14 protein-coding genes are annotated in these 17,680 nt (G+C 40.8%); 12 read left to right on the top strand and 2 right to left on the bottom strand.

The genetic code is table 11. From position 1 onward, the window contains the following. Nucleotides 1-290 precede the first annotated feature (290 nt). Nucleotides 291-4,751, bottom strand: coding sequence for a glutamate synthase large subunit (gltB, locus tag FFM59_RS02550; protein ID WP_137601501.1), 4,461 nt, complete (start codon nt 4,749-4,751; stop codon nt 291-293). 539 nt (nt 4,752-5,290) lie between these two features. Between gltB and sufC the strand changes: the two genes are divergently transcribed. From sufC to FFM59_RS02515, 7 genes are all read left to right on the top strand, one after another. After that, a complete protein-coding gene (sufC, locus tag FFM59_RS02545; protein WP_137601500.1) occupies nt 5,291-6,109 on the top strand; it encodes a Fe-S cluster assembly ATPase SufC in 819 nt (272 codons plus the stop codon). A 2-nt stretch (nt 6,110-6,111) separates the two neighbouring features. After that, on the top strand, nt 6,112-7,407 hold the full coding sequence (sufD, locus tag FFM59_RS02540) for a Fe-S cluster assembly protein SufD (RefSeq protein WP_137601499.1): 1,296 nt from the start codon (nt 6,112-6,114) through the stop codon (nt 7,405-7,407). Next, nucleotides 7,388-8,626 carry a cysteine desulfurase gene (locus tag FFM59_RS02535; RefSeq protein ID WP_137601498.1) on the top strand — a complete coding sequence of 413 codons (1,239 nt, stop codon included), beginning with the start codon at nt 7,388-7,390 and terminating at the stop codon, nt 8,624-8,626. Before sufD ends, FFM59_RS02535 begins: the two co-directional genes overlap by 20 nt. Next, nucleotides 8,613-9,068, top strand: coding sequence for a Fe-S cluster assembly sulfur transfer protein SufU (gene sufU, locus FFM59_RS02530; RefSeq protein WP_137601497.1), 456 nt, complete (start codon nt 8,613-8,615; stop codon nt 9,066-9,068). Before FFM59_RS02535 ends, sufU begins: the two co-directional genes overlap by 14 nt. Next, nucleotides 9,061-10,464 (top strand): Fe-S cluster assembly protein SufB, encoded by a 1,404-nt coding sequence (sufB, locus tag FFM59_RS02525; RefSeq protein ID WP_137601496.1) that lies wholly within the window; start codon nt 9,061-9,063, stop codon nt 10,462-10,464. The genes sufU and sufB overlap by 8 nt, the downstream gene beginning before the upstream one ends. 162 nt (nt 10,465-10,626) lie before the next feature. Further along, on the top strand, nt 10,627-10,944 hold the full coding sequence (locus FFM59_RS02520) for a metal-sulfur cluster assembly factor (RefSeq protein WP_137601495.1): 318 nt from the start codon (nt 10,627-10,629) through the stop codon (nt 10,942-10,944). A gap of 255 nt (nt 10,945-11,199) precedes the next feature. Next, complete coding sequence (locus tag FFM59_RS02515) at nt 11,200-11,808, top strand: sugar O-acetyltransferase (RefSeq protein ID WP_137601494.1); 609 nt, start codon at nt 11,200-11,202, stop codon at nt 11,806-11,808. A gap of 53 nt (nt 11,809-11,861) precedes the next feature. On the opposite strand, the gene FFM59_RS02510 is transcribed toward FFM59_RS02515, so the two are convergent. Beyond that, complete coding sequence (locus FFM59_RS02510) at nt 11,862-12,272, bottom strand: peptide deformylase (protein WP_137601493.1); 411 nt, start codon at nt 12,270-12,272, stop codon at nt 11,862-11,864. An 86-nt stretch (nt 12,273-12,358) separates the two neighbouring features. Between FFM59_RS02510 and FFM59_RS02505 the strand changes: the two genes are divergently transcribed. From FFM59_RS02505 to leuD, 5 genes are all read left to right on the top strand, one after another. After that, nucleotides 12,359-12,988, top strand: coding sequence for an HAD hydrolase-like protein (locus FFM59_RS02505; RefSeq protein ID WP_137601492.1), 630 nt, complete (start codon nt 12,359-12,361; stop codon nt 12,986-12,988). 390 nt (nt 12,989-13,378) lie between these two features. Further along, nucleotides 13,379-14,539, top strand: a complete 1,161-nt coding sequence (locus FFM59_RS02500; RefSeq protein ID WP_137601491.1) for a 2-isopropylmalate synthase — start codon at nt 13,379-13,381, stop codon at nt 14,537-14,539. A gap of 3 nt (nt 14,540-14,542) precedes the next feature. Continuing rightward, nucleotides 14,543-15,622: a 3-isopropylmalate dehydrogenase gene (leuB, locus tag FFM59_RS02495; RefSeq protein ID WP_137601490.1), complete on the top strand. Its 1,080-nt coding sequence runs from the start codon at nt 14,543-14,545 to the stop codon at nt 15,620-15,622. Beyond that, nucleotides 15,603-16,976 carry a 3-isopropylmalate dehydratase large subunit gene (gene leuC / locus FFM59_RS02490; protein WP_137601489.1) on the top strand — a complete coding sequence of 458 codons (1,374 nt, stop codon included), beginning with the start codon at nt 15,603-15,605 and terminating at the stop codon, nt 16,974-16,976. Before leuB ends, leuC begins: the two co-directional genes overlap by 20 nt. Then, nucleotides 16,976-17,560 carry a 3-isopropylmalate dehydratase small subunit gene (gene leuD / locus FFM59_RS02485; RefSeq protein ID WP_137601488.1) on the top strand — a complete coding sequence of 195 codons (585 nt, stop codon included), beginning with the start codon at nt 16,976-16,978 and terminating at the stop codon, nt 17,558-17,560. The genes leuC and leuD overlap by 1 nt, the downstream gene beginning before the upstream one ends. Nucleotides 17,561-17,680: the final 120 nt, after the last annotated feature.

The following is a 17,680-nucleotide window of genomic DNA, read 5'->3' as shown; positions in this document are numbered from 1 at the left end:
TATTATTTGTTAGTCATTGAAAGCATTCGTGGTTTTCAGCACTCTGATTTGAAACGTGCTTTTTTAACCAATTTGTTCCGTCTAACTCAATAATTCTGATTACTAAGTACGTAATCACTCATTATTTTGTTAGTACTCACAAATAATTCGGTTAAAGCCGCACTCTATTTTGAAACGTGCTTTCAACCACCGCTTTCTGCGTTTAACTCGATTATCACGTAAGCAAACTCACTTACGTTAGATAATCTTTGTTAATCCTCAAAAGCATTCGTGGTTTTCAGCACTCTGTTTTAGTGTGCCGTTGCTTTATAAAATGCTTTTTCAATTGCTTGATCTTCGGGGGTACCAGCTTCACGGAACTCGGAAATCAAGTCACGCATACGGTGGTAATCGCGAGGATAGACTTTGACGAAGTTTTTCTTAGCGGTTTTCCAATTGTCTAAAATATTTTTTGCAGCTTCAGAGCTGGTAAAGTAATAGTGCTTTTCAAGCAAGTCTTTCAAAACGCTATCGTCGCCAGCTTCATCTAATTTAAACAAGTCAACTAATTCGGGGTTAACTTGATGTTTGAAGTTGTGATCAACGTCATAAACATAGGCGATACCACCAGACATCCCAGCGGCAAAATTACGGCCAGTCGAACCAAGAATGACAGCAACTCCACCAGTCATGTATTCGCAACCGTTATTGCCGACGCCTTCTGCAACCAAATGCGCACCAGAGTTTCGAACGCAGAAACGTTCTCCAGCACGACCGTTAAAGTATGCTTCGCCAGCTGTAGCACCAAAGCAGGCAACGTTGCCGACAATTGGCGTTTGCGTGTAAATTTGACGAGCGGTCTCTGGTGCAGAAACAATCAAACGTCCACCAGATAAGCCTTTACCGACATAATCATTGGCTTCACCATTTAATTTTAGTTCCAAGCCTTGGGTGGCAAATGCTCCAAAACTTTGACCGGCGACGCCAGTATAGTTAAATTTCAGCAAACCAGGTTTTATACCGTCATTACCAAATTTCGTGGCAATCCAGCCACCCATTCTGGCACCAACAGTACGTTGTACGTTATTAATAGGCAGGTTGACGGAAATTGGATTTCCATTTTCCAAACTAGTTTGCGCAAAAGTATCCAAGTCTGGCCAATCATATTTTGCTTTAAATGGATCGGTGACTTTACGTTCAATGGTAATAGTTTTACCAATCATGCGATCGTAACTTAAGGTCTTAGCTTTTCCAGCTGGGACATAACGAGGAGTTAAATGTTCGCCGTGGCCCACCATTTCATCAATGGTACGGTAACCTAATTCTGCCATTTGTTCGCGTAAGTCTTGAGCTAAAAATTCCATCATATTAATTACGTGTTCTGGTTTTCCAGCATACAATTTACGTAATTCTGGATTTTGGGTGGCAATTCCTATTGGGCATGTATTCAAATTACACTTGCGCATCATAATGCAGCCAATTGACACCATCGTCAGCGTGGCAAAACTGAATTCTTCACCACCAAGCATAATGGCAACTGCTAAATCGCGGCCAGTCATCAATTTACCATCAACTTCAATGGTAGTTCGTTGACGTAAACGGTTCAGTGCCAAGGTTTGGTGGGCATCAGCTAAGCCCATTTCCCAAGGTAAACCACTATCTCTGGTTGAGTTTCGTGGAGCAGCACCTGTTCCGCCATCGTAACCTGCGATTACGACTTTATTCGCTCCCGCTTTGACAACTCCGGCTGCAATCGTACCAACACCAGTTGAGGAAACTAATTTGACGTTAATAGCTGCATAGGGATTGACTTGCTTTAAATCGTAAATGAGTTGAGCTAAATCTTCGATTGAGTAGATATCATGATGAGGTGGTGGGGAAATGAGTTGCACCCCGGCAATTGAACCGCGAATATCGGCAACCCATGGATAGGCCTTTCCAGCAGGTAACTGGCCACCTTCACCAGGCTTGGCACCTTGGGCCATTTTGATTTGCAATTCTTCAGCACTCATTAAATATTCGGTATTTACACCAAAACGGGCAGTAGAAACTTGTTTGATTTTACTATTTCGATTGTCACCATTGGCATCTGGTGAAAAGCGGCGACGATCTTCGCCACCTTCACCAGTGTTACTTTTAGCACCAATCCGGTTCATAGCAATCGCGATTGTTTCGTGAGCTTCTTGCGAAAGTGAGCCAAAACTCATCGCCCCAGTTTTAAAGCGTTTAACGATTGAACTGACCGGTTCAATCTCGCTAATATCGACTGGTTCGTTGTTGCCAGCATGAATTTCCCACATTGAACGAAGGGTAGTGGGGTTATCCAGTGCATCGTCATTCATTTGGTTAGCATATTTTTTATATTCTTCATAATCGCCACTTCGGACAGCTTTTTGAAATTGATAAATGGAAGTCGGATTGTAAAGATGGTGTTCACCGTCAACTTTGTACTGATAGCTACCACTAGAAGGAATATCGTCAATGGCATGATTACTATATGCCAGTTCATAACGTTCATGGTATTCATTTTCAATTTGTTCTAATGAAATACCACCAATTCTAGTTGGCGTTCCAGTGAAGTATTGCGAAACGACGTCGTCAGCGAGACCGACTGCTTCAAATAGTTGGGCACCATGATACCCAGCAACGGTTGAAATTCCCATCCGGCTCATAATTTTGACAATTCCCTTAGTAGCTGCTTTACAAAAGCTATCTAAGTCGGCCGCTAATCCACGTTCCGCTAGTGTCGCGAAGGCACCATATGGGTGAATGGCGGCAGCTCCGTAACCGACTAAGCAGGCAAAATGATGAATCTCACAGGCTTCAGCCGTATCAGCTACGATTGAAGCCGAGGTTCCTTTACCTTGACTGACGAGGTAATTATGCAAGCCTGCAACAGCTAATAAAATTGGAATCGCCATTTGTCCTTGTTGTGGATTACGATCACTGAGAATGATAATTGAAGCACCATCATCGATGGCATTTTCAGCTTGCTTAAAGACATTTTCTAAGGCGTGTCCGAGCCGATTAGGGGTGTCGTCCAAATCATAGACAATGGAGACTGTTTCAGCTTTCAACGTTGGCACCGCCATTACGGCCAATTTAGCAAAATCTTTATCGCTGAGGATGGGGCTAGCAATTTTTAATTTAGCGCAGTTACCAGCGATATCTTGCGTAATATTGTCATCCCGGCCTAAAAATAAGGTCGTGTCAATGACCACTTTTTCGTGTAAGGGATCAATTGGTGGGTTAGTAACTTGTGCAAATGATTGCTTAAAATAGGTAAATAAAGATTGCGCTTTGTGACTTAAGACGGCTAATGGTGAGTCAAAACCCATGGCAATGACCGGTTCACCGCCATTTTTGGCCATGGGGACTAACGCGGTTTCAATCACTTCATGAGTATAGCCATTTCGACGCCATAACTTTTGTAAATTATCACCATTGATTCTGACATCAGTTTTAATTTCAGGTAATTCACTCAAGGTTTGACGATTGACGGCCAACCATTGTTGATAAGGATGAGAATCAGCATAACGGTCCCGCAACTCATCAGATTTAGTGATGGTCCCGTTACTGGTATCAACGAGCAGCATTTCAGCAGGTTTCAAAATTCCTCGTTCGACGACATCAGCAGGATCGATATCGACAATCCCGGATTCTGAACCTACTACTAACACGTTATCTTTAGTCAATGTAAACCGAGAAGGACGCAACCCATTACGATCAAGAAACGCACCAACTTGGATACCATCAGTAAAACAAAGTGCAGCTGGGCCATCCCATGGAGCCATAAAACTGGAATTATATTCGTCAAAGGCACGCTGTTGATCAGATAAGTCTGCATCTTCACCCCAAGCCTCGGGGACCATCATCATGAGGGATTGTGGAATTGACCGACCATGTCGATATAAGTATTCCATACAGTTTTCGAGCTTGGCAGAATCAGAATCGTCTTCATCGTAAATTTCAATGCCATGACTCGTCATCCAGTTTTCCGCACCCTTAAGAGTATTAATTTCGCCATTATGGGCTAAAAAGCGAAATGGTTGAGCCCGTTCCCAACTAGGAAAGGTATTAGTGGAAAAGCGTGAATGAATCAGGCAAATGGCACTTTGCATACTTTCACGATGTAAGTCAGCATAAAATAAACCAACTTGATATGCGTGTAACATTCCCTTGTAGACGATAGTTTGACTCGATAGGGAGCAAATTGAAAAAGATTGGTGACCAAATGTTTTCTCTAATTGACGTCTGAGACTATATAAACTGTCTTCAAATGGACGACCAGCTTTGACGTCAAAGGGTCGTTTAATAATAATTTGTGTAAAACCTGGCATGGATTTTTGAGCAGCAGGTCCACAGCTTTCATAAATGAAAGGCACGGCACGAGTGGCCAAAACTGGGAAACCAGCATTGCTGATTTCGTCGACAATTACCTTCAACATGGCTTCTTTTTCAGCGCGGTCATGTGGTAAAAATAATTGAGCCACTGCATAATTACCTGCTTTAGGTAAAGCGAAGTCATTGTCTTGCATATATTCTCGGAAAAATTTATCTGGCATGGCCATTAAAATACCGGCCCCATCACCAGTATCTGGTTCAGCGCCTGTTCCACCACGATGATTCATGCGTTGCAACATAGTGAGAGCTTTTTCAACTAAATCATGACTAGCAATGCCATCAACTTGCGTGATAAAACCCATCCCACATGCATCCTTTTCGAATTCAGGGGAGTACATTAATTTTCCAGTGGGCATTTGTGAACTCATTTAATCACCTACATCCTTTTTTTTATAGTTCAGAAATCACTCTGAATTTTAATCTATCAAAGTGCGTGTAACTCAAGCACTACATAACTTTATAAAAATAACGGCTAATAAAAGTCAATTTATCATTATTAATATCTCATCTTATTTTAATTTATATTACAAAGCAATGTTAGATTTTATAAAAAATGTCAATGCACTTGGTTACTATGCACAAACAACTTCACATAGTGATGGTACACACGGGTGAATTATAAACAGTTTAGAACCATTCTAAAGTAGAAAAATAAGGCCAAGAAAGTCAAGGATATCAACGAACTAGCGCTATTTATAATCCCGGTTGAAACTATCCAATTTATCGGTTAAGATTAGTTGGTAAATTTGTGAAACATGGGTTATAATTTAATCCAATTTTAATTCTTAATATTGTCAGGCATTTCTCGAGGGCAGTCGAAAATTATGGTGGTTAATATATATGCGTTCATTACATATTCATATGCACAGACTGGCAATTTACTAACATAGAGGAGGTTGACGTTCATATGTCAACATTAGAAGTTAAAGATCTGCACGTTGCAATTCATGATGAAGAAGAAAAAACCACCCGAGAAATTTTGACAGGGGTTAATTTAACGGTCAATACTGGGGAAACCCATGCCATTATGGGACCTAACGGAACGGGTAAATCGACACTCTCCGAAACTATCATGGGTAATCCAGCCTACGAGGTGACTCAAGGCGATGTTTTACTAGATGGTAAAAGTATCTTAAGCGATACAGTCGATACGCGGGCTCGTGCAGGGTTATTTTTAGCAATGCAATATCCTGCTGAAATCAAAGGAATCACCAATGCTGAATTCATGCGTGCCGCAGTCAATGCGCGCCGCGGTGATGATGATCCAATTTCAGTTCGTGCGTTCTTAAAAGAATTAGATAAAAATCTGGAAACATTAAACATGTCTGAAGAAATGTCAGAACGGTACTTAAACGAAGGCTTTTCTGGCGGTGAAAAAAAACGGAACGAAATTTTACAATTGATGATGATTAAACCTAAATTTGCAATCTTAGACGAAATTGATTCAGGCCTTGATATTGATGCTTTACAAGTGGTTGCTAAAGGTGTAAATGAAATGGCCAGTCCAGATTTTGGCACGTTAATGATTACTCATTATCAACGCTTGTTAGACTATATTGTGCCTGACCAGGTCCACATTATGATGGGCGGTCGCATTGTTAAAACTGGGGATGCTTCATTAGCTAAAAAGCTGGAAGCAGAAGGTTATTCTGCACTTCGTGATGAATTTGGCTTAGATGTTGAATTAGTTGACGAAGGTGTCGCTGGCAGAAACGGAGATGAATAAGTATGGCAATCCGTTCAAAAACTTTGCAATTAAATGAAACAATTGTGCAAAACGCGCAATTTAACAATGAACCGGAATGGTTTAACGCTCTCCGACAAAAAGCGGCAGACTTGGTTCCTACACTGGAGTTACCAACCATTGATAAGGTTGATTTTCATCGCTGGCCTTTGTTTGATTTTGCTGAAAATGAAGTTGAAACAACTGAAATTCCAACTGAAGTTCAAGACGAATTAGTTAATTATCAATTCGCCAGTGTCGGTTACCAAACATTGAAAAGTGAATTACCTGATGAAATGACTGCGCAAGGAGTGGTGGTGACTGATTTTCAAACTGCGTTAGATGAACACGCTGATCTGGTACGCGATTATTTTATGACTAAAGCCATCCAATTAGATGAAGATCAATTGACGGCGGTTAATACGGCGTTAGTTAGTAGTGGAGCGGTGGTTTATGTACCCAAAAATGTGCATTTAAAAACGCCAATTCAATTATTACAAGTCCAAGATAGTCGCAGCAAACAAAACTTTGTTAACCATACATTAGTCATTGCAGAAGAAAATTGTAGCTTTCAATTGTTGCAACGAACTTTTACGGTTGGTGAAGAACAAAATCCAGCTCACGTCACGGTGGAAGTGATTGCTAATCCAGGTAGCCATGTGCGTTTTTCGTCGTTGGATTCAATGAGCGAAAAAACGAATAGCTACTTTAATCGCCGCGGTAATTTAAGTCGGGATGCACAAATTGATTGGACGTTAGGCGTTTTGAATCATGGAAACACTGTGGCGGATTTTGATAGTGATTTGAATGGTAACGGTTCGCACGCAGAAGTACAATCGGTGGCCATTTCTACTGGTAAGCAAGTTCAAGGAATTGATACTCGTGTCACCAACCGAGGAAAACATTCGGAAGGTAACATTTTGCAACGTGGGGTGATTTTAGATAAAGCCACCTTGGTCTTTAATGGGATTGGAAAAATTATCCATGGTGCTCACGGTGCCAAGGCACAGCAAGAGAATCGTATTTTGATGCTGTCTGATGAAGCACGTGGGGATGCTAACCCAATTTTGTTGATTGACGAAAATGATGTTATTGCCGGGCACGCAGCTAGTGTGGGCCGGATTAATCAACAACAACTTTACTATTTAATGAGTCGAGGATTACCTAAAGAAGTTGCACAACGTTTAGTGATTCGTGGCTTCTTGGGAGTGATTTTACGCGAAATTCCTAGTGAAAATGTGCGTCAACAAATGGTAGATATGATTGAAAGGAAGCTTATTGATGGACAACGGACTAAATAATACACGCAAAGATTTTAAGATCTTAGACCAAATCGTCAATGACGAACCTTTCGTTTATCTTGATAATGCTGCAACCACGCAAAAGCCAGCAGCTGTTTTACAATCAATCATTAATTATTATGAACACGATAACGCCAACGTTCATCGTGGTGTACATACGTTAGCTGAACGAGCTACGGCAGATTTTGAAGCTGCTCGTGACAAGGTGGCCGCGTTTATTAATGCGCCTTCACGTAAAACAATTGTTTATACGCGTTCAACTACTGAAAGCTTAAATTGGATTGCCTCAAGTTTTGGGAATATGGTTGTCGAGGCGGGTGACGAAATTGTCATTTCCCAAATGGAACATCATAGTAACGTGGTGCCTTGGCAACAAATTGCAGCTAAAAAACATGCGGTGTTAAAATATATCGATTTGACCGCTGATGGCGAATTAGATATGGACCACGCTCGCCAACAAATCACGCCTAAAACTAAAATTGTCTCAATTGCCCATGCTTCAAACGTGATGGGAGTGGTTAATCCAATTAAAGAATTAGCCAAATTGGCCCATGCCAATGGTGCCTATATGATTGGTGATGGTGCGCAAAGTACACCGCATCTACCCGTCGATGTCCAAGATTTAGATGTTGATTTCTATGCACTGTCAGGACATAAAATGCTTGCTCCAACTGGAATTGGTGTATTATATGGCAAACAAGAGTTACTTGAAGCCATGCCCCCCGTTCAATTCGGCGGTGAGATGATTGATTTTGTTCATCATCAAAATGCTTCATGGAAAGAATTACCATGGAAGTTTGAAGCGGGAACACCAAACATTAGTGGGGCAATTGCACTGGGAAGTGCGATTGATTACTTGAATGATCTAGGCATGCAAAATATTCATGCGTACGAACAAGAGTTAGTCAACTATACCCTTCCCAAATTGCTCGACATTGAAGGCTTAACGGTTTATGGACCACATGATCCAGCTAAACATACTGGTGTGCTTGCCTTTAATCTGGATGATTTACATCCCCATGACGTAGCTTCCGGCCTTGATATGGAAGGCATTGCCGTTCGTGCCGGTCATCACTGCGCACAACCATTAATGGAATATTTGGATGTTGCCGCTACCGCCCGCGCCAGTTTTTATTTCTACAATACTAAAGAAGATGCAGACCGTTTGGTGAATTCAATTCAAGCGGTGAAGGAGTTCTTCGCTAATGGGACTATCTAAATTAAATTTATTATATAAAGAAACTGTGTTGGATCATTCTCAACACCCACGACATCACGGTCAATTACCTGATGCGACTGCTCACTTAGAGTTACGGAACCCGACTTGTGGGGATGTCATTGACGTGCAAGCGCAAATTGAGGACGACAAAATTATCGATTTATCATTCGACGGCGTTGGTTGTACAATTTCTCAAGCTTCTGCCAGCATGATGACGGTCGCTTTGATTGGTCAATCAGTGAAACGAGCTCGCGAATTAATTACTGATTTTTCGAAACTGACGATTGGTGACGAAATTTCTGATCAAGCAGATGAAGAACTTGGAGATGCCGCAATTTTAGGTACAGTTGCCCAATTTCCAGCACGCATAAAATGTGCTGCACTGCCTTGGCATGCCTTAGATGAATTACTTGAAAAAAGGGAGGTCGAAAAAAATGACTGATATTAATGATGTCTTAGATGATAAAGAATATGAATTCGGCTTCCACGATGATGTTAAGCCGGTGTTTACCACTGGCCGTGGATTAACGGAAGATGTTGTCCGTCAAATTTCAGCGGAAAAAGAAGAACCTGAATGGATGCTGGAATATCGTTTGTCTGCCTACCATGCATATTTAAAAATGGAAGATCCAGAATTTGGTCCAGACCTCAGTGGTTTAGATTTAGATCACATGAATTATTATCAAAAGGTGACGGATAAAAAATACCGCGACTGGAATGATGTGCCGGAAGAAATTAAAGACACGTTTGATCGACTGGGGGTACCAGAAGCTGAACGTAAGTATTTGGCAGGTTCTTCGGCCCAGTATGAATCCGAAGTGGTTTACCATAACATGCGTGAAGACTTTGAAAAGCTCGGCATCGTGTTTACCGACACAGATACCGCCTTGAAAGAATATCCTGAACTATTTAAAGAATGGTTCGGTAAATTAGTCAAACCGACTAATAATAAATTTGCTGCCCTCAATAGTGCTGTTTGGTCAGGTGGGAGTTTCATTTACGTACCTAAAGGAGTCACGTTAACGACGCCAATCCAATCCTATTTCCGATTGAATAATGAAAATACAGGTCAATTTGAACGAACTTTGATTATTGTGGATGAAGGGGCCCATGTGGAGTATGTGGAAGGCTGTACTGCACCTTCTTATGACTCAGACAGTTTGCATGCGGCCGTTGTTGAAGTCAACGTGCTCAAAGATGCATATTGTCGCTATACGACGATTCAAAACTGGTCAAACAATGTCTACAGTTTGGAAACTAAGCGTGCGCAAGCCTTAGAAAACGGTGTTATGGAATGGGTCGATGGTAATTTAGGTTCTAAAATCACGATGAAATATCCGTCAGTTTATCTGAATGGTGAAGGTGCTCGTGGGACGATGCTGTCGATTGCCGTTGCCGGTAAAAATATTGATGCCGACACTGGTGCCCAAATGATTCACAATGCTAAAAATACGTCTTCATCGATTGTTTCTAAGTCCATTGCTAAAGATGGTGGGGCGGTCGATTATCGTGGGAAAATTCGGTTTGGTCGTCATTCTGATGGCTCCTTTGCTCACGTAGAATGTGACACAATCATTATGGATGATGAATCTTCTAGTGATACGATTCCATATAATGAAATTTTGAATAGCAATGTTTCGATGGAACATGAAGCTAAAGTCTCAAAAATTTCTGAAGAACAACTCTATTATTTAATGAGTCGCGGAATCAGTGAAGCAAAAGCGACCGAAATGATTATCATGAGTTTCGTTGAACCTTTTACCAAAGAACTTCCAATGGAATACGCTGTCGAACTAAATCGTTTGATTAGTTTTGAAATGGAAGGAAGTATAGGTTAAAGAAGTGCGACGATACTCGGTAGGCATCGTAGTATAAGACGGAATATTGTATTTACGTAGTTTGTAAATAAATATTTTGGTTTATACAATAGATGGCTGAGTATAGGAGCACGCCACCAAAATCATGCTATAATTAGACGAAATACAATTAGGAGGCCAACCATGGCAAATCAAGTAGCATTCAACGAACGTGTCTTAGGGGCATTAGAAAATGTGATTGATCCTGAACTTGGGATTGATATTGTGAATCTTGGACTCATTTATGGAGTCGACATGGATGAAACAACTGGAGTTTGCACGGTCACAATGACGTTAACAATTGCAGGTTGTCCTTTATCAGATTACTTAAATGATGCGATCGAACAAGAAGTCAGTGGATTCGACGAAGTTAATGAAGTTAAAATCAACCTAGTTTGGGAACCCGCTTGGTCAATTGAAAAAATGTCTCGTGAAGCCCGAATTGAATTGGGTATTCACTAATAACAGTGTGCGACTCTCCACGGGAGCAATCGCGTACTAACAAAATTAACCGGCTAATCTGATTTATGGATTGGGCGGTTAATTAGTTAGATAAGATTGTTGTGGAGATGAGCATGATTAAAACAGTGTGCGACTCTCCACGGGAGCAATCGCGTACGACAAAAATAACCACTAATTTCAGTTTGAACTGAAGTTAGTGGTTATTTTTGTGATAACATGGAATCATTAAATTTAATTATGTAAGAGGATAAATGAATGTCTAAAAAATTACAAGATCCTGATATTGAAGCCTTAGCTAAGAAAAATATTTTTGACAAAGTCGCTGATGGAGATTGGTATAAGTACTCGCAAGAGCCAGAAATTCAAGCAATTGTTAAACACAGTGCTCAGGTAGTGCAACAAATTAATGATGTGGCAAAAACTGATTTGGATAAAGCAACTCTCATGTTACGTGATTTCTTGCCAAATGCCAGTCAATCTGCGGATATCTACTTTCCGTTAACTTCAATTGAACATCCAGCCAAGCTGTTTGTCGGCGAAGAAACTTTTATCAATGCAAACTTACAAATTTTGAGTGCTGGCAAAGTTACGATTGGTGCACATTGTTTTATCGGTCCTAACTGTCAACTGTATACTCCGAATCATCATCCATCTAATAAAGAATTAAGACGCCAAGGATGGCAGTATGATGGACCAATTACGATTGGGGATGACTGCTGGTTTGGCGGATCTGTCATTGTTTTACCTAACGTAACCATCGGTGATAATGTTGTGATTGGAGCCGGAAGTGTCGTTACTAAAGATATTCCTAGCAATACGGTTGCGGCAGGCAATCCAGCACGAGTTATTAAGCATAACGATTAGTATTTTAAAAACCTGACTGCAATTAAGCGTCAGGTTTTTCATTTATTATTCAGTTAAATAATGATGCCGTTACAATGGTCAATTTCGTGTTGAATAATTTGAGCTGTAAAGTCAGAAAAATCACTTTGTTGCGGATGGAAGTTGCGGTCCAGGTATTGGACTGTAATATCTTCAAATCGTTGTGTGGGTCGTTCGCCTTCTAATGAAAGACAACCTTCTTGAGTTTGATAAGGTCCTTTTTTACGAAGGATGACTGGATTGATCATGGGGACAGCAATCATCCCCAGCTGTACAATAATAATCCGTTTGAATTCGCCAATCATATTAGCTGCCATGCCGACGGTCGTTTGGCTATGATGTTGCAAGGTATCGGCTAAATCGGTGATGAGTTGTTTATCAGCAACTGTCGCTGGTTTTGATTTTTTACTGAGTGATTGTTGATCACGATTGATTTCTTTAAGCATTAATTTCTCCTAACAGTACTATCTGACTCAATTATATCGTAAAATGAAAAGGACGAACGATAAATCTAAACTACAGGAGAGAATGTATGGCAAATTTATTTTTTGATTTTGATGGGACAATTGCTGATTCAGAACCAGGGATTGTGAATAGCCTCAAATATGCGGTTTCCGAATTGGAAATGAAGGAACTGACTGAGTCGGAGTATCGCACTTTTATTGGTCCTCCCATTTACGACAGTGTGAATTTACATTATCCAGAATTAAATGATGATCAAGTTCAAGAGGCTGTCCAGGTATATCACGAAAGATATGTCACCGTTGGTAAATTTGATTTGAGAATTTTTGACGAGTTAGAAAGTACACTGCAAGAATTGAAAACGATGGGCAATAAGTTATATACTGCCTCGGCCAAGCCTGTGGATGTCCTCACAGAAATCTTAGAACATTTCAATTTAGCTCAATATTTTGACGGTATCTACGGAGCCACGGACGAGTTTCCCGCTAAAACAGAAATTTTAAAGCACGCGATGGAGATGACAGGGTCGACTAAATCCGATAGTGTTTTAATCGGTGATACGATGAATGATATTAATGGTGGCCAAAATAATGGTGTTAAAACGATCGGGGTGACTTATGGTTTTGGCGAAGTGAACGGTGCCACCATGATTGTTAACTCGCCATCAGAAATTATTTCAGCTGTGAGAGAAATGTTTTAATCCAATTTTTGTCGGTAAGTTCATCAGCTAAATCCTTGGTATTAATGGAGTTAGTCGTAATGCAAAGCTAACAATTAATGTGACGTATTGAACAAAAATGAGAATTTTTTAATAAAAGTCCTTGCAATTTTTAATAATCGGATTTATATTAATTACATCAAATAAACAGGGAGGTACACAGCATGACTAAATCAAATCAAGCAATTAATCATACCAGCAACAACAGTACCTCTCTTCTAGCCTTATTATTATGCTGACGGACTCTGACAGATAAATTGTCGAGTCCTGTTTGCGTTATGGAATGGGGCTCGAGCAAGAGCACTCCATTCCTGGAGTGCTCTTTTTTATTTCTTGCTCAACCAAAAATATATCTTACGGAGGATGATCATTATGACAAAACAAATTCAATTTTTTGATACAACATTGCGTGACGGTGAACAAACAATCGGGGTTAATTTTAGTATTGAGCAAAAGGTCGCAATTGCCAAGCGCTTGGAAGCTTGGGGCATCGATGTAATTGAAGCTGGTTTTCCCGCTGCCTCACAAGGTGATTTTGATGCCGTCTCAGCCGTAGCTAATGCATTGACGACGACTCGAGTGACGGGCTTGGCTAGAGCTAAAAAAAGTGATATCGATGCTTGCGTGGCTTCAACTTCACAAGCCAAACATAATCAAATTCATGTGTTCATCGCAACGAGCCCTGTGCACCGTGAATCTAAACTACATATGACGAAGGAACAAGTCATCGATTCGATTTATGAAAATGTTTCTTATGCCCATCAATTCTTTGACATCGTCGAATTTTCATCAGAAGATGCTACACGGACCGAATATGACTTCTTATGTGAAGCTATTAATACCGCTATCGATGCGGGTGCAACGGTCATCAACATTCCCGACACTGTGGGTTATACGAACCCAGTTGAATTCACCAAATTATTTGAATATATGCAAGTACATATTCCCAACTTTAATGATGTAACTTTCTCCGTTCATTGTCATGACGACCTAGGGATGGCGGTAGCGAATAGCTTGGCAGCAATCGAAGCAGGCGCTACTCGGATTGAAGGAACTATCAATGGTATTGGGGAACGGGCCGGCAATGCTGCTCTTGAAGAAGTAGCGGCTGCCTTGATGGTTCGTCATGATTTCTATGACACAACCGACAATATCAATTTGAAAGAAACTAAGGAAACCAGCGATATGATTAGTTCATATGCCAAAATGGCGGTTCCTCGTAACAAAGCAGTCGTCGGTGATAATGCGTTTGCTCACGAATCCGGAATCCATCAAGATGGAATGTTGAAAAATCCTAATACATACGAAATTTTAACCCCCGAATCAGTGGGCGCCAAAGGAACTTCACTTCCTCTAGGGAAACTTTCAGGTTCACATGCCGTGATGGTTAAACTAAACGAAATGGGATATCACGTTGATAAAGCGCAAATGAAACACATCTTCCCAGCCTTTAAAGCTATTGCAGATGAACAACCAATTGTTCATGAAGCAGATTTACACAAAATTATGAAAAATGTCAGTGAGGTTGCCTAATCAATGAAAAATCAAATCGCGCAAATCACCGCATTAGCTGGTGACTATATCGGACCGGAAATCATGGCTGCAGGACAAAAAGTGTTAGCCACGGTCGCAAAAAATCAAAATTTTGACTATCAAATTACAGATATGCCTTTTGGTGGGGATGCTATCGACAAAACTGGTGATCCATTACCTCAGGAAACAATTGATGCCAGCAAGAATGCTGATGCAATTTTATTAGCCGCAATTGGTGGCCCTAAGTGGGATAAAGCACCACGTCGACCAGAACAAGGACTGCTACAGATTCGGCAAGAATTAAACCTATTTGCTAATATTCGGCCCACTAAAATCACGCCGGCCATGATGAAGTTTTCTCCATTGAAACAAGAAAAGCCAGTTGATTTCGTGATTGTGCGCGAATTGACGAGTGGAATTTACTTTGGCACACCTCGCGAAAAACATGACGAATATGCCTTAGATACGATGCGCTATACACGAACTGAAATTGAACGAATTGCTCGTTTAGCTTTTGAAATGGCAAGCAAGCGTCGTAACCATGTCACCTTAGTTGATAAAGCCAACGTGTTGGATACCAGCAAGTTTTGGCGTGAAATTACGGCAGAAGTTGCGCAAGAATTTCCAAATGTGACTTATGATCAAAGTTATGTTGATGCAGCTTCAATGAAAATTATTGCTTCACCAGAACAATTCGATGTCATTTTAACGGAAAACCTGTTTGGCGATATTTTAAGTGATGAAGCCGCACAAACAACCGGGTCATTAGGGACGATTCCATCAATGAGTAAAGGAATTGACGGACCAGCTCTTTATGAACCAATTCATGGTTCAGCCCCAGATATCGCGGGGAAAGGTATTGCGAATCCATTTTCAATGGTTAAATCAGTGGCAATGATGTTAGCCAATTCATTTGACCGCCAAGATTTAGCAGATCAAATTATGACCGGGATTGATGTGGCAGTAGAACGTGGAATCGTTACACCAGATTTAGGCGGCACCGCCACAACCTATGAGGTTACCGCAACAATTATTGATGCAATTAACGAAAGAAGGAACAGTTATGCAACGGACAATGTTTGATAAAATTTGGGATCGACACGTGATTACTGGGGAAACGGGAGCACCTCAATTAATTTACGTTGATTTACAACTCGTCCATGAAGTTACATCTCCACAGGCTTTTGAGGGGCTGCGTGAAAATAACCGGCAAGTGAGACGTACCGATAAAACATTTGCCACGATGGATCATAATGTGCCAACCAAGGACATATTTAATATTAAAGACCAAATTGCCCGGAAACAAATTGATACTTTAGGACACAATGCAAAAGAATTTGGTGTTCGCTTGGCCGGCATGGGGGATGTTGACCAAGGAATTGTCCACGTAATTGGGCCACAATTAGGACTGACCCAACCGGGGATGGTAATTGTTTGTGGCGATTCACATACTGCCACCCACGGAGCGTTTGGATCAATTGCATTTGGAATTGGAACAAGTGAAGTAGAACACGTGATGGCGACTCAAACTATTTGGCAAACTAAACCGAAGACTACTGGGATTCACGTCCATGGCAAAATGCCCAAGGGTGTTTACGCTAAAGACATTATCATGGGTATTATTGCTCGTGAAGGTGTGGCATTTGGAACCGGCCAAGCCGTTGAATTTTACGGTGATACCATCGAAAATATGAGTATGGAAGAACGGATGACGCTTTGTAATATGGCCATTGAAGGTGGTGCCAAAATGGGTAACGTCCAACCTGATCAAACGACTTTTGATTATGTGGCAGGCCGCAAGTACGCTCCTAAAAATATGGACAAGGCAACCGAATATTGGAGTCAATTTTACACTGACTCACCGGAAGCCTTTGATCGAATTATTGATTTTGATGTTACGCAACTTGCGCCATATATTACTTGGGGAACTAATCCTGGGATGGCCGTTCCAGTTGATGGCCAGTTTCCAGCAATCAATAATGATGACGATCAAAAAGCTTATGATTATGTCGGGATGACACCAGGCGATAAACCGAGCGATATTAAGATTGAATTTGCCTTCTTTGGTTCATGTACGAATGGTCGTTTGTCAGATATGAAAATCGCGGCTGAGGCCTTGAAGGGTCATCATATTGCTGAAGGCGTTACGGCCTTAGTTGTGCCAGGATCTAGGACAATTAAAGAAGAAGCTGAAAAAATTGGATTGGATAAAATTTTTAAGGACGCAGGTTGTGATTGGCGTGACCCAGGCTGTTCCGCTTGCCTGGGGATGAATCCAGACCAAGTACCTGCAGGGGTACATTGTGCGTCAACCTCAAATCGTAATTTTGAAGGACGGCAAGGTGCTGGTTCGCGGACACATTTAGCTAGTCCAGCAATGGTGGCTGCCGCCGCAATTAATGGACATTTCATTGATATCAGAAAGGAAACTGCCTAATGGAACCTATTACAATCGTTACAAATAAAAGCGTTCCATTGATGAACGATAATATTGATACAGATCAACTCATTCCTAAGCAATTTTTGAAAAATATTTTAAAAGTTGGTTTTGGTAAAAATCTATTTTATGATTGGCGTTATTTGGCACCTAATAAGCCCAATCCAGATTTTATCTTGAATCATGATGAACGGAAGGATGCTCGAATTTTAATTACGGGAGAAAACTTTGGTTGTGGATCATCTCGTGAACACGCAGTGTGGGCACTGAAAGATTATGGGTTCCGAGTTGTGATTGCCGGAGGATATTCAGATATCTTCTATATGAATAGTACTAAAAACGGCTTGCTAGCGATTGTGCTACCTAAAGAGCAACGTGATATTTTGGCTAAAGCCGGAGCAGATGAAGAAGTCGTGGTGGATTTACCCAATCAAGAAGTTAGATATCGTGATGATCACTTTAAATTTGATATTGATCCACTTTGGAAGAACAAGTTTATTAATGGCCTAGATGATATTGCGATTACAATGCAATACGAAGATAAAATTAGAGAATATGAAGCGAAGATTCCCAATTTCGATTAACCATTAGTAATGCAAACATAGAACTGGTCCCCTGTCAATAAAGTAGACAATTTAAATAGAGACTTTTTTGTCCTATGCCACGACTAAATTTTGAATTTGAGTTTGATACTCATCTTCAAG

The sequence above is a fragment of the Paucilactobacillus nenjiangensis genome, assembly GCF_005405445.1.
GTDB lineage: Bacteria > Bacillota > Bacilli > Lactobacillales > Lactobacillaceae > Paucilactobacillus > Paucilactobacillus nenjiangensis.
Note: the sequence above shows the minus strand (reverse complement) of the source record. Positions and strands in the feature narration are given on the sequence as shown.